Source organism: Ramlibacter sp. (assembly GCF_013697775.1).
Taxonomy (GTDB): Bacteria; Pseudomonadota; Gammaproteobacteria; order Burkholderiales; family Burkholderiaceae_C; genus Ramlibacter.
The window spans coordinates 1-12355 of record NZ_JACCWG010000146.1 but is presented as its reverse complement, the minus strand read 5'-3'; the positions used below and the strand labels follow the sequence as shown (position 1 = coordinate 12355).

The following is a 12355-nucleotide window of genomic DNA, read 5'->3' as shown; positions in this document are numbered from 1 at the left end:
CGCGGTCGATGCCCTGCGGCGCCTGGTAGAACAGGTCGAACACGTGCTCCTGCACCGGCGCCGCCATGCCGACGCCGTCGTCGGCCACTTCCAGTTCGGCGGCGTCGCCGTCGCGCCGCAGCCGCACCGTGATGCGGCCTTGCGGCCCGGTGAACTTGACGGCGTTGCCCAGCAGGTTGCCCAGCACCTGTGCCAGCCGCGCCTCGTCGGCCGATACCCAGAGCTCGGCGGCATCGGGCGCCACTTCCATCCGCAGCAGGCGGCCCTGCAGGGCGGAGCCCATGCCTTGCACGGCCTGCTCGGCGATCGCGGCCAGCCGCACCGGCGCGAAGCGCATGGCCAGCCGCTTGCGCGTGATGCGCGAGACGTCCAACAGGTCGTCGACCAGGCGCGTCACGTGCGCCAGGTGCCGTTGCACGATGGCGCGCTCGTGGCTGGTGCGCGCGTCGCCCTTGCGCTCCATCAGATACAAGGCGGTGGCGATGGGCGCGAGCGGGTTGCGCAGCTCGTGGCCGAGCATGGCCAGGAATTCGTCCTTGCCGCGCCCGGCCTCCTCGGCCTCCTGCAGCGCCTGGGTGACGCGCGCAAGCAGCGCTTCGCGCTCCAGCTCGGCTGCGCGCCGCTCCTGGGCCCCGCGGTCGCGCTCGGCCGCGGCCAGGGTGAGGGCGGCGCCCACCTCGTCGAGTTCCGCCACGCCGAGCTGCGGCACCTGCGCCGGCTCGCCCCTGCCCAGTGCCGCCGCGGCGGATTTCAGCTGGTCGATCGGCTGGCTGATCTGTCGTGCGAAGTAGCCCGCGACGGCGACGGACAACCCAAGCGAGGCGAGCAGCCCCAGCAGCACGGCGCCGAGCAGGCCGTACACCCGCTGGTCGGCCTCCCGCGCGGAAATGCCGACGGCAACGGCCCATCCCGACAGCGGGAGGCGGTGGAAACCGGTGTAGCTGCGGTCGCCCTCCAGTGTGTAGGCGGGGCCCATCCCTTCCTGCGCGGGCGTGTCCATCAGCGCCTGCAGCGAGGGCGAGGCGCGGGCCAGCCGGTTGGCCCGCGAGCGCACCACGCGGTTGCCGCCGGCGTCGAAGATGCCCACCACCGAGGAATCGGGAATGTCCTGCCGCGTGATGATGCCCTGCACCCGCTCCACCGGCACCACCGCCGACAGCACGAAGGCGAGCTGGCCCTCGCGCAGCACCGGCACCCGCACCGCGAACGCGGGCCCGCGCGTGAACCGGCCTTCGGACACGCTGCCCACCACCGGCTCGCGGCCGGACAGCGCGCGGCGCATGCTGTCGACATCCACGGGCGTGGCCTCGGTCTTGCCGATCGGCTGCGACGAATTCATCACGATGCGGCCGTTGGTGTCGGCCACCAGCACCGCCCGCCAGCTCTGCTGCTGGGCGACGCGGCGCGCCAGGCCGTGGAAGACGTGCAGCCGGTCCGGCCGCAGGTCGTCGGACTCGGCCATGCTCTCCAGCACGCCGATCACGGCGCGGTGCTGCGCCTCTGCGGCGGTGGCCAGCGCGCGCGCCAGATCCAGCGCCGAGCGCTGCGTCTCGATGCGCCGCTCGTGCACCAGGTAGCCGACGGCGCCCGCCATCACCAGGGCCAGCGGCAGCAGCCCGCCGGCGGCCAGCAGGAACAGGCGCCAGCGCAGCGAGCGGCCGGGCTGCGGGTTCATCGGTCGAGGATGACGTAGCGCACGAAGCCGTCGGCCTGGGCGAACTGGTCGTACAGCCGGCGCGCGGCGACGTTGTCGGCGCGCGTCATCCAGTACAGGCGCGCCCAGCCCTCGGCGCGCATGGCGTTGCGCAGCCATTCGAGCAGGGAGCGGGCGACGCCGCGCTCGCGCGCGGCGGGCGCGACGAACAGATCCTCCAGGTAGCACACGGGCTGGGCTTCCCAGGTGTTCTCGTGCACCACGCAGTGGGCGAAGCCGCAGACCTTGCCTTGCAGTTCGGCCACGATGCACATCACGGCCGAATCGGGGTCCAGAATGCGTTTCCAGGTGCGCGCCGTCACCTCGTCTGGCAGCGTGACGCCGTAGAACTTGCAATAGCCGCGCCAGAGCTTGCGCCAGGCGGGTTCGTCGGAGGGCAGGGCAGCGCGGATCAGGCTTGGCACGTTGCACATTCTGCCTTGGCTGCGCCCCGTCCTACGCGTTTGCGGCACTCGGCTGCCTACGATTGCCGCAACTGCTTTCCCTTCACCCCCATGACCGCCAAAAACTTGCCTGCCGCGCCTTCCCCTTCCACCGGTGAGCCGCTGGATCTCGCCACCTCGGCGGCGGGCGAAGAGGACCCGGGCGCTGCCATCGACATGGCCCCCTCCGCCTCGCCCGGCGCGTCCGACCAGCCGGCCGGCGCGCCAGGCTCCGGCGAGAACGTCTGCCCATCCTGCGGCGGCACGGGCACGTTCCAGGGCATGGGCTGCCCCGAATGCGAGGGCACCGGCAAGGTGACGGTCGGCATCGGAGGCGCCTGAAAGCGGCGCGCGCACATGCCCGCGTTCGGGCCGGCTGCAGGCATGCTGCGCTCAGGCGCCGAACACGCCTTTGTAGAGCATGTAGGCCGCCAGCAGGTACAGGATGCTTGCGAACACGCGCTTGAGCTTGCCCACCGGCAGCGCATGCGCCAGCTTTGCCCCGAGCGGCGCCGTCACCACGCTGCACAGGGCGATGGTCACCAGCCCGGGCAGCCAGATGTAGCCGAACGAGCCGGGCGGCAGGCCGGTGAGCTTCAGGCCGCTGGCGATGTAGCCGGCCACGTTGGCCACGGCGATCGGGAAGCCGAGCGCGGCGGAGGTGGCGACCGCGCTGTGGATCGCCACGTTGCACCAGGCCATGAAGGGCACGCTGATGAAGCCGCCGCCCGCGCCCACCAGGCCCGAGAGGAAGCCGATGCCGCCGCCTACCGCCAGGGTGCCCGCGGTTCCCGGCAGCTGGCGCGTGGGCTTGGGCTTCTTGTCCAGGAACATCTGCGTGGCGGAGAAGCCGACGAACAGGCCGAACACGATGGCCAGGGTGCTGCCCTTCAGAAGCGCGAACACGCCCATGCTGCCCGCGATGCTGCCGATCACGATGCCCGGCGCCAGCAGCCGCACGATGTCCCAGCGCACCGCGCCGCGCTTGTGGTGGGCACGCACGCTGGACACCGAGGTGAAAATGATGGTGGCCATCGAGGTGGCGATCGCCATCTTGACCGCCAGGTCGCCCACCACGCCGCGGTTGGACAGGATGATGGTGAGGAACGGCACCATGATCATGCCGCCGCCGATGCCCAGCAGCCCCGCGAGGAAGCCCGTGCACACGCCCAGCAGGGCCAGTTCGAGAATGAGTTGGAGTTCGAGCGGCATCGCCGCGATTGTCGCAGCCGGCCCTGTCACGTGGCCGTGGTTGGGCTGGCTCGCGGGATGTCAAGGCATGCCGCGCAACACGTGCGAAGCAGGATGGTTTTGCCGCACGCGCCGATTCCAGCGACGTACAATGGGCTCGTCTGCGGTGTGCATCGGGCTTTATATTTCCTTGAACCAATGCTCTTTGAGCACGGGCTTGGAACATCGCTTGGCGAGCGTGATCATCTCGCGTCAGATGAACCCAATGCCAAGTTGACCTCGCCCACCTGAACCCTGGTTCAGGATGCCGGTCCGGTGGCACTTGCAGACGCCTATTCCATAAAAAACGCCGGACTTGCTCCGGCGTTTTTTATTGCCGTCCGCGCGGGTCAGCCGACGGCCAGCTTGTCTTCCGCGTGTTCGGCCTGCATCGCGCATTCGGTCTGCCTGTACAGCACGTGCAGCTGCGCGAGCCAGTCCTCCTCGGCGGGCCATTGGCCTTCTTCTGCGATGAACGCGTACAGGCTGCGCAGCTTGCGGTGCAGGGCGCGTGCACCCATCTCGCCGGCAATGCCCACCAGCGAGTGCATCACCTCGCGCATGTCGGCGAAGTTGCGGTCCTGCACGCAGGCGTCGAGCTTGCGCAGCAGCAGCCCGGTGTCGTCCAGCGCGCTTTGCACCATGTCCATCTGCAGCATGGCTTGCAGCCGCGACGGGTCCAGCAGCGACTCGGGCCCGGCCGCGCCCGAGGCTGGAGGCCGCGGCAGCGCCGCTTGCACGGGCACGGCGCCGTTCACCAGCAGCTGCCGACTGAGCTTCTCGAAGAAGTCCGAAGGCTCCACCGGCTTGACCACGAAATCGTTCATGCCGGCGGCGCGGGCGGCCTCGACCATCGCTTCGTCGGAGTGCGCGGTCAGCGCGATCACCGGTGTCGTGCCGTGCGGCGGCGGCATGGCACGGATGGCGCGGGTGACGTCCAGTCCGTTCAGGCCCGGCATGTTGATGTCGGTGAGCACCGCGTCCACGTGGGCCGCCTCGCGCAGCCGGTCCAGCACTTCCTGGCCGGTGCACGCTTCCAGCACGTGCACGCCGCGCTCGTGCAGCAGCGCGCGCAGGAACTTGCGGTTGAAGGCCTGGTCGTCGGCCAGCAGGATGGTCTTGCCGGCCAGCGAGGCCGAGGCGCGCGCGGCCGAGGCGCGCCGCTCGCCGTCTTCGGCGGCGCGGCACAGAGCGTCCAGCAGGTCGATCTGGCCGCAGGGCTTCTGCACGAAGGCGGTCACGCCGACCTTCTCCAGCTTGATGCGCGCCGAATGCGGCGACTCCGCCGTGTAGGCGACGATCGGCATGTACTCCTTGCCGGCAATCGAGCCCGAGCGGATGCTGGCCGCGGTGGCATAGCCATCGAGCACCGGCATGCTCAGGTCCAGCACCACGGCGTCGTAGCTGGCGGCGGCCAGCATGCGCAGCGCCACCTCACCGTTCTCGGCCTCGTCCAGCTGCGCGCCCAGCGGCTCCAGCAGCGCCCGCGCGGTCTGCCGCAGCGCGGGCATGTCGTCCACCACCAGCAGGCGCTTGCCGCGGAACAGGGTGACGGCGCGCTCCTGCACGTCGCGGCTGTGGCCAGCGATGTCCTGCTCGCTCACTTTCGGGAACTGCAGCACGAAGCGCGTGAACTTGCCCTGGACCGACTCGCAGGTGATGTCGCCACCGAAGCTGCGCATGGTGCGTCTGCAGAACGCCAGGCCGAGGCCGGTGCCGCCCGCCTTGCCGGCGGTCTGGAACGGCTCGAACAGGCGCGCCAGCGCCTGCGGGCTCATGCCGGGGCCGGTGTCGCGCACCGCCACCGTATGGTCCGCGATGGTGATGGTGACGCGGGCCTGGGGGTATTGCTTGAAGTAGTAGGCGGCGTTCTTCAGCAGGTTGAACAGGATGAAGACGTAGCGGGTCTCGTCGCCCTTGAAGGTGAAGTCGCGCACCACGTCGATGGTGACCTTCTCGCGTTCGGCCGAGCCTTCGTAGCCGAATTCCTCCACCGCCTTGCGCGTGGCGACGGCGGCCGACAGGTAGGTCAGACTGGCCGGGTCGATGGGCTTGGCGTGCACCTCGTCCAGCGTCATCGCGATCACCTGCAGCCCGCGCTCGATGGCGATCTTGCTCTGCGCGAGCTCGCGGTACAGCGCGTCGAGGTCATGCGGAGGTATGGCCTGCGCCTTGCCGCTGGCACTGGGCTGCGGCAGCTTGCCGCCGATGGTCCCCAAGCTCGCCTTGAGCTGGCCGAGCGGGCCACGAATTTCGTGGGCGATCGAGCCGGCCAGCGCCAGCGCTTCCACGGCCTTGATGCGCTCCTGCGCCAAGATGCCTTTCAGGTTGCTGCGGCTGAAGATGAGGCTCGCCGTGATGGTGAAGATGAACATCGGCAGGTGGACGGTGGTCAGCTGCCCATGGCCCAGCGAGGAGAAGTTCGGCAGGGTGTGGTAGGCCCACCCGATGCCCAGCACCATCCCGGCGATCAGGTTGACGATCATCACCACAGGGTGCGGCAACACGGTGATCAGAAGGAACAGCATCGCCATCATCATCATCGAGCGACCGATGGCGTAATCGCTGATCAGCAGGAGGTAGGTCGAGAAGAAAGGCAAGGTGTACAGGACCACAAGGAACCAGTACCACGGCAGGAGCCTCTTCCAGAACGGCGACCACCACTTGTTCAGCAGCAGAAGAAAACAGGTGAGCGCGCCGAAGATGCGCAACGACAGGTTCTCATAGTCGGCCGGGTACAAGCGCAGCCAGAAGAATCCGTACAGGACGTGGCTTGCGAGACCAAGGGTGCCAAGGGCCAGAATCAGTCCCGCAGAGATCTGCGTGGTCTGCACCAGCATTCTGTTGAATGCCGCATATGGATTGAGGTTTCGCAAACTCATGATCGTGCCGTGGAGCTAGAAACGGAAACGCGTGGCGTTGAACGACAGCCCGGCACTTCCCATGCACGAAAGGACCCGGTCCCCCTTCTTGAGCCGCCCCGCCTCGCGGGCCAGCGCTATAGCCGCGGGGATCGAAGCCGACACGACGTTTCCGGTGCGGTGGTACACATGATAGATCTTGTCGCCGATGCCGAACTTCTCGCAAGCGCGCGCCCACTCCGTTTGTGACGAGGTGTGGGTGAACGCAACGTCGAACTCATCGGCATTCACACCCTGCAGGACGAATGGAAGCCCCTGCTCCAGCTGCTGGTGCATCTTGGCGCCCATCGCCGTAAAGCGACCGGGGCCAAGCCGCCCGATGTGGTAGTTGTCTGCGCAAAAGCCTTCGTATCCGTCGAAGGGAATCGTGCACAGGTCCGCATACTCGGGCTTGCTGTGGAAGGTAAAGTTGAAGTTGCCCGGATCGTCCGGCAGCAGCAGAGTTGCCGTGGCCGCCTCGCCGATGGTGAACGTCGGTAGAGCGTATTCCAACTGCTCCGTGTTCTCCAACGCGTAGTTGGGAAACATCGGGCCGCCCGGCTGCATGTGGAATTCGGCGTTCACGATCATCGCATTGCGATAAGAACGGGTCTTAAACAGGCTGTCGACCAGCGACATCGCGCGCGTCCAGCTCATGCATGCATCGATCACGTCGAAGCATTCCGCCCGGGTGAAGCCCAGCGCCTTGGCGGCCATGTAGCTGTTGGCGGGTTCCCGGAAGCCGCCGCCGATGCCCACATAGACGAACAGGTCGACGTCCTTCGGGGTGAAGCCGGAACTGTCGAGTGCGTCCGACACCGCCTTGCCCAGGTGATCGATGGGCCGCTCGTCTTCGGCGCACCAGTTGCGGTTGACCAATCCGCTGCGGTCCAGCAAGGTCTTGACGATGCGCAATCCCTTGTCGAGATTTCCGTCAAAACCTTGCGAGTGCTGGCCAATCAGCTCAACAACATCGGCGTTGGAGACTTTCCTCGACGGGAAACTGGCTGCGAGACTTTCGATGATCATTCTGCGATGGCTAATTAAAAAGGCCGGCCCTGTGAAGGGACGGCCTGTGTTGCAAAAAAGGTTTCCGAAAAACCCCACCCCGTAAAGAATGTTAGACGGCGTTACGCAACGCAGTCAATCGATGTAGTTACGGGGGACCGCTTTTGCGGCAGAACGCGACTTCCTTCCGTGCTGGGATTGAAGTGCGAAAGGCTCAGATCAGCCGGCCGTCGTCGCCCAATGCGCCGTCCAGGCGGCTCAGCAGACCGGCCAGGTGGGGATCTTCCGAAGCGGGAGCGTCGTTGTGGCCCAGGCTGATGCCGGTGCGGGCAACGGGCGCCGGCACCGTGCCCCGATCCGCCAGGTCGAACGCCAGGTTCAGCGCGGCCAGCACCGCGATGCGGTCGCGGGCCTTGACCTTGCCCGCGTCGCGGATGCGGCACATGGCGGTGTCGACTTTCTCCACCGCTTCCAGCAGCCGCTGCTCGCCGCCCTCGGGGCAGCCGAGCAGGTAGCTCTGGCCCATGATCTGGACTTCGAGTTGCTTCATGCGTCCGGCCTCACGCGGCGGACTTCAGGTCGGGCAGGCGCTCCAGCAGCGCGTCCACGCGTGAGCGGGCGGCCGACAGGCGCGACTTGAGCGAATCGCGCTCCTGCGTGAGCAACTCCATCTGCTCGGTGAGCAGCGCGTTGGTGCGCTGCAGTTCCTCATAGCGCACCAGCAACCGTTCGACACGGTCCACGAGTTGATCGATCTGGGAAGCGCTTGCCATCGCAGTCCATTGTAGGGTTTTGTTTCAGAAACTCATCTAAAATCAAAAGGTTGGTGCTCGCGGTGTGGTTCGCATGCCGCAGTTCAACGGGAAGCAGGAAGCGCGTGCCGCCAAGGCCGCTGCCAACCTGCGCTGCCCCCGCAACGGTAAGCGGACGGGAGCGCGCCCACAGCGCGTTCCAGCTCCATCACATAGCCACTGGGCCCGCCTGAAACAGCGGGCCTGGGAAGGCGGTGGAGCCAAGTCCGCCAGCCCGGATACCGGCCAACACGGTGGCCGTGGTGCGCAAGCGCCGCGGCTGTGATGCCCATCATGCCGGCGGGGAAGCCGGCGAGGGCCAAGAAACTTGTGCTTCCATTTCATGACAACGACCGTGCATCGCCTGCGCATGGCCGCACTGCCCCTGGCAGTCGCCGCCGCGCTTCCGTCCGTCCACGCGCAAAGCGCTCCGACACTTCCTGACACCGTGGTCACCGCCACCCGCACCGCCACCCGCGCCGACGCGCTGGTGAGCGATGTCAAGGTGATCGACCGCGACCAGATCGAGGCCGCTTCCGCGCGCACCTTGCCCGAGCTGCTCGCGCGCACGGCCGGCGTGCAGATGGCCGCCAACGGCGGCCGCGGCAAGACTTCCAGCATCTTCATCCGCGGTGCCGAGAACCGCCACACCATCCTGCTGGTCGACGGCGTGCGGCTCGGCTCCGCCACGGCGGGCACGCCGAGCTGGGAGACGATTCCCGTGGAGATGATCGAGCGCATCGAAGTCCTCAAGGGTCCGGCTTCCGCGCTGTACGGCAGCGAGGGCGTGGGCGGCGTGGTGCAGATCTTCACGCGCAAGGGCCGCGAAGGCTTCCACCCCAACGCGGCGATCACCGTGGGCAGCCTGCACCACTTCACCGCGTCGGCCGGCGTGGCTGGCGGGCAGGGCCCGCTCACTTATTCGTTCGGTGTGCAGCGCCAGCGCGAACGGGGCATGGACGCCACCAAGCCCTATGTCTCCTTCGGCAACCACAATCCCGACATCGACCCGTTCCGCCAGGACGCCGTCAATGGCACGGTGAAGTACGAGCTGTCCAAGGACTGGAGCGTGGACGCCGGCCTGCTGCACTCCGACGGCATCAGCAACTACGACGACGGCCCCGGCTTCAACGCGCGCACCGCGATCCGCGCGCTGACCGCGCACGCCGGCGTGAAGGGCCGCATCCTGCCGTCCTGGCGCACCGAGCTGCGCTTTTCGCAGGGCAACGACGTCGCCAACACCATCGAATCCAGCTTCCCGGGCTACTTCCGCACCAGGCAATCGCAATGGACCTGGCAGAACGACGTCGACACGCCCATCGGGGTGGCGGTGGCCGGCCTGGAGCGGCGCGTGCAGAAGATCGAGGCTTCCACCGCCTACGACGTCACCGAGCGCAGCATCGACTCGGTGTTCGGCGGGCTCAATGGCAGCGCCGGCAACCACAGCTGGCAGGCCAACGTGCGGCGTGACCGCAACTCGCAGTTCGGCACGGCCGACACCTGGTTCGCCGGCTACGGCTACAAGATCACGCCGAACTGGCGGGTGCACGGCTCGCACGGCACCTCGTTCGTGGCGCCCTCGTTCAACCAGCTGTACTTCCCGAACTTCGGCAACCCGGCGCTGCAGCCCGAACGCGGCAAGAGCACCGACCTGGGCATCACCTGGCAGAGCGGCGAGCACGAGGTGAAGCTGGTGCGCTTCGACAACCGCATCCGCGGCTTCATGACCAACACCACGCTGCCGGTGAACATCCCGCACGTGCGCATCGAGGGCTGGTCGCTGGGTTACGAAGGCAAGTTCGACAAGCTGGGCCTGAACGCCAACTACGAGCACCTGGACCCGCGCAACGAGGTCAGCGGCAAGCAGCTGCCGCGTCGCGCCGAGCAGCAGCTGCAGGTGGCCGCCGACTACCGCATGGGCGCCTGGCGCTTCGGCGGCTCGCTGCTGCACGTGGGCTCGCGCTTCGACGATACGTCCAACCGCATCCCGCTGGGCGCCTACACCACGGTGGACGTGTTCGCCGACTGGCAGTTCGCGCCCGACTGGAGCGTGCAGGCCAAGGTGAACAACCTCACCGGCCGGCACTACGAAACCTCCTACGGCTACAACCAGCCGGGCCGGGGCGTCTTCATGACCCTGCGCTGGCAGCCGAAGTAAGCTCGAACCATGCTGTCGATTCCAAAAGGTCCGCAACGCATCGTCTGCCTCACCGAGGAGGCGACGGAGTGGCTGTACCTGCTGGGCGAGCAGGCGCGCATCGTGGGCATCTCCGGCTACACGGTGCGCCCGCGCCGTGCGCGCGAAGAGAAGCCCAAGGTCAGCGCCTTTCTCTCGGCCAAGATCGACAAGATCCTGGAACTGGAGCCGGACTGCGTGTTCGGCTTCAGCGACCTGCAGGCCGACATCGCCAGTGCGCTGGTGAGAAAAGGCGTGCAGGTCACCATCTTCAACCAGCGCAGCGTACAGGAGATTTTCTCCATGCTGTACCAGGTCGCGGCGATGGTGGGCCAGGAGGCGCAGGGCGTGCGCCTGCTCGAAGGCATGCGCGCGCGGCTGCTGGAGATCGAGGTGGCCGGCCGGGCGCTCGCGCGCCGGCCGCGCGTGTACTTCGAGGAGTGGGACGAGCCGCACATCAGCGCCATCCGCTGGGTGTCCGAGCTGGCGGGCATCGCGGGCGGGGACGACTGCTTCGCCGAACTCGCGCTGCAGCCCATGGGCAAGGACCGCATCATCGCGGACGGCGCCGAGATCGTGCGGCGCGACCCGGACATCATCATCGGCTCCTGGTGCGGCAAGAAATTCCGCGCCGAGAAAGTGGCCGCGCGCGCCGGCTGGGCGAACGTGAAGGCCGTGGCCACCGGCCAGCTGTTCGAGATCAAATCGGCCGACATCCTGCAGCCGGGGCCAGCCGCGCTCACCGACGGCGTGGAGCAGCTGCACCGCATCATGCTGGACTGGAGCCGCGCGCATGGCTGACCTGCGCGTCGCCGCCAGCGAACTGATCCTGGGCGGCCAGAAGAGCGGCAAGACCCGGCGCGCCGAGTCGCTCGCCGCGGCCTGGCTCGACGCGTCCGCTGTACATCGCGCCGTCTACATCGCCACTGCGCAGGCCTGGGACGAGGAGATGCGCGAGCGCATCGCGCGGCACCGGCGCGACCGCGCAGAACGCGTGCCGCGCATGGCCACGGTGGAAGAGCCGCTGGAGGTGGCGCGCGCCATCGGCCAGCACAGCCGCGCCGACACGCTGGTCGTCGTCGATTGCCTCACCCTGTGGCTCACCGCGCTGCTGATGCCCGCGGTGCCGCACGACGGCGGCACGCCCGCCGCCAAACCGACCATCGCCACCGCCATTGCCGCCTGCGCGGGACCGCTGGTGCTGATCAGCAACGAGATCGGCATGGGCGTGATCCCGATGGGGCGCGACGTGCGCACTTTCGTGGATGCACTGGGCGGCCTGAACCAGGAGGCGGCCGGCGCCTGCGAGCGCGTGACGCTCATGTCTGCCGGGCTGCCCATGTTGTTGAAAGGTCAGCCGTGAAACGCCGGCTGCTGCTGTTGACCGTGTTGCTGTTGTCCTGCGCGATGCGCATTGCTGGCGCCACCCAGGTGGTGGACGACCGCGGCGCCACCATCACACTGCCGAACGCGCCGCAGCGCATCGTGACCTTGCTGCCGTCGCTGACCGAGATCGTCTGCGAGCTGGGCGCCTGCGCGCGCCTGGTCGGCGTGGACAACTATTCCAACTGGCCCGAGTCCGTGCGCGCGCTGCCGCACGTGGGCGGGCTGGAGGATGCCAACATCGAGCGCATCGTCGCGCTCAAGCCCGACCTGGTGCTGGCGGCTGCATCGTCGCGCGCCATCGGCCGCCTGCAGGGGCTGGGGCTGAACGTGGCGGCGCTGGAACCCAAGACGCTGGACGGCACGCGGCGCGTGATCGGCAAGGTGGGGCAGCTGCTGGGCAGCGATGAGGCGCCGCGCCTGCTGGCGCGCATCGACGCCGGCGTGGACGCCGCGGCGCGTTCGCTGCCGCCCGCGCTGCGCGGCACGCGGGTGTACTTCGAGGTCAACGGTGCGCCCTATGCCGCCAGCGAATCGTCCTTCATCGGCGAGCTGCTGGCGCGCGTTGGCGCCGCCAACGTGGTGCCCGGATCGCTCGGCCCGTTCCCCAAGCTCAATCCGGAGTTCGTGGTGCGCGCCGATCCGCAGGTCATCATGGTGTCGGACCGCAACGCGCAGGCGCTGCGCGGGCGGCCCGGCTGGGACCGCATCCAGGCCGTGCGCGACAAGCG

Annotated in this window: 12 protein-coding genes, 1 other RNA gene and 1 riboswitch; of the genes, 6 read left to right on the top strand and 7 right to left on the bottom strand. The window is 68.1% G+C overall.

The window, feature by feature from the left end; translation table 11 throughout:
• Together H0U68_RS07230 and H0U68_RS07225 are read right to left on the bottom strand one after the other, a co-directional pair.
• Positions 1-1675 (bottom strand): sensor histidine kinase (locus H0U68_RS07230; RefSeq protein ID WP_296354079.1); only part of this gene is annotated, 1675 nt, incomplete at its 3' end.
• Entirely contained in the window at positions 1672-2118 is a 447-nt protein-coding gene (locus tag H0U68_RS07225; protein WP_296354078.1) for a GNAT family N-acetyltransferase, read from the bottom strand. The genes H0U68_RS07225 and H0U68_RS07230, both read right to left, overlap by 4 nt.
• 90 nt (positions 2119-2208) lie before the next feature.
• Between H0U68_RS07225 and H0U68_RS07220 the strand changes: the two genes are divergently transcribed.
• On the top strand, positions 2209-2478 hold the full coding sequence (locus H0U68_RS07220; RefSeq protein ID WP_296354076.1) for a hypothetical protein: 270 nt from the start codon (positions 2209-2211) through the stop codon (positions 2476-2478).
• Between the two features lie 51 nt (positions 2479-2529).
• On the opposite strand, the gene H0U68_RS07215 is transcribed toward H0U68_RS07220, so the two are convergent.
• Positions 2530-3348, bottom strand: coding sequence for a sulfite exporter TauE/SafE family protein (locus H0U68_RS07215; protein ID WP_296354074.1), 819 nt, complete (start codon positions 3346-3348; stop codon positions 2530-2532).
• A 134-nt stretch (positions 3349-3482) separates the two neighbouring features.
• Here H0U68_RS07215 and ssrS point away from each other — a divergent pair.
• Positions 3483-3662: non-coding RNA, 6S RNA (gene ssrS, locus H0U68_RS07210), on the top strand.
• 54 nt (positions 3663-3716) lie between these two features.
• On the opposite strand, the gene H0U68_RS07205 is transcribed toward ssrS, so the two are convergent.
• From H0U68_RS07205 to zapB, 4 genes are all read right to left on the bottom strand, one after another.
• On the bottom strand, positions 3717-6248 hold the full coding sequence (locus H0U68_RS07205) for a hybrid sensor histidine kinase/response regulator (RefSeq protein ID WP_296354072.1): 2532 nt from the start codon (positions 6246-6248) through the stop codon (positions 3717-3719).
• A gap of 15 nt (positions 6249-6263) precedes the next feature.
• Complete coding sequence (locus H0U68_RS07200; protein ID WP_296354070.1) at positions 6264-7295, bottom strand: 3-oxoacyl-[acyl-carrier-protein] synthase III C-terminal domain-containing protein; 1032 nt, start codon at positions 7293-7295, stop codon at positions 6264-6266.
• 193 nt (positions 7296-7488) lie between these two features.
• On the bottom strand, positions 7489-7824 hold the full coding sequence (locus H0U68_RS07195) for a cell division protein ZapA (RefSeq protein WP_296354069.1): 336 nt from the start codon (positions 7822-7824) through the stop codon (positions 7489-7491).
• Between the two features lie 10 nt (positions 7825-7834).
• Entirely contained in the window at positions 7835-8047 is a 213-nt protein-coding gene (gene zapB / locus H0U68_RS07190) for a cell division protein ZapB (protein WP_296354067.1), read from the bottom strand.
• A gap of 34 nt (positions 8048-8081) precedes the next feature.
• Positions 8082-8331, top strand: a riboswitch (cobalamin riboswitch).
• Positions 8332-8513: 182 nt separating this feature from the next.
• Between zapB and H0U68_RS07185 the strand changes: the two genes are divergently transcribed.
• The 4 genes from H0U68_RS07185 to H0U68_RS07170 all read left to right on the top strand — a co-directional run.
• Positions 8514-10223: a TonB-dependent receptor gene (locus tag H0U68_RS07185; RefSeq protein WP_296354066.1), complete on the top strand. Its 1710-nt coding sequence runs from the start codon at positions 8514-8516 to the stop codon at positions 10221-10223.
• A 9-nt stretch (positions 10224-10232) separates the two neighbouring features.
• A complete protein-coding gene (locus H0U68_RS07180; protein ID WP_296354064.1) occupies positions 10233-11042 on the top strand; it encodes an ABC transporter substrate-binding protein in 810 nt (269 codons plus the stop codon).
• On the top strand, positions 11035-11604 hold the full coding sequence (locus H0U68_RS07175; protein ID WP_296354062.1) for a bifunctional adenosylcobinamide kinase/adenosylcobinamide-phosphate guanylyltransferase: 570 nt from the start codon (positions 11035-11037) through the stop codon (positions 11602-11604). Before H0U68_RS07180 ends, H0U68_RS07175 begins: the two co-directional genes overlap by 8 nt.
• A gap of 44 nt (positions 11605-11648) precedes the next feature.
• On the top strand, positions 11649-12355 hold a 707-nt coding region (locus tag H0U68_RS07170), incomplete at its 3' end, for a helical backbone metal receptor (RefSeq protein WP_296354081.1).

Coding starts and splice junctions, on each gene's coding strand:
- zapB (WP_296354067.1), bottom strand. CDS start 8,047: ATGGCAAGCGCTTCCCAGATCGATCAACTCGTGGACCGTGTCGAACGG.
- H0U68_RS07180 (WP_296354064.1), top strand. CDS start 10,233: ATGCTGTCGATTCCAAAAGGTCCGCAACGCATCGTCTGCCTCACCGAG.
- H0U68_RS07195 (WP_296354069.1), bottom strand. CDS start 7,824: ATGAAGCAACTCGAAGTCCAGATCATGGGCCAGAGCTACCTGCTCGGC.
- H0U68_RS07205 (WP_296354072.1), bottom strand. CDS start 6,248: ATGAGTTTGCGAAACCTCAATCCATATGCGGCATTCAACAGAATGCTG.
- H0U68_RS07175 (WP_296354062.1), top strand. CDS start 11,035: ATGGCTGACCTGCGCGTCGCCGCCAGCGAACTGATCCTGGGCGGCCAG.
- H0U68_RS07220 (WP_296354076.1), top strand. CDS start 2,209: ATGACCGCCAAAAACTTGCCTGCCGCGCCTTCCCCTTCCACCGGTGAG.
- H0U68_RS07215 (WP_296354074.1), bottom strand. CDS start 3,348: ATGCCGCTCGAACTCCAACTCATTCTCGAACTGGCCCTGCTGGGCGTG.
- H0U68_RS07200 (WP_296354070.1), bottom strand. CDS start 7,295: ATGATCATCGAAAGTCTCGCAGCCAGTTTCCCGTCGAGGAAAGTCTCC.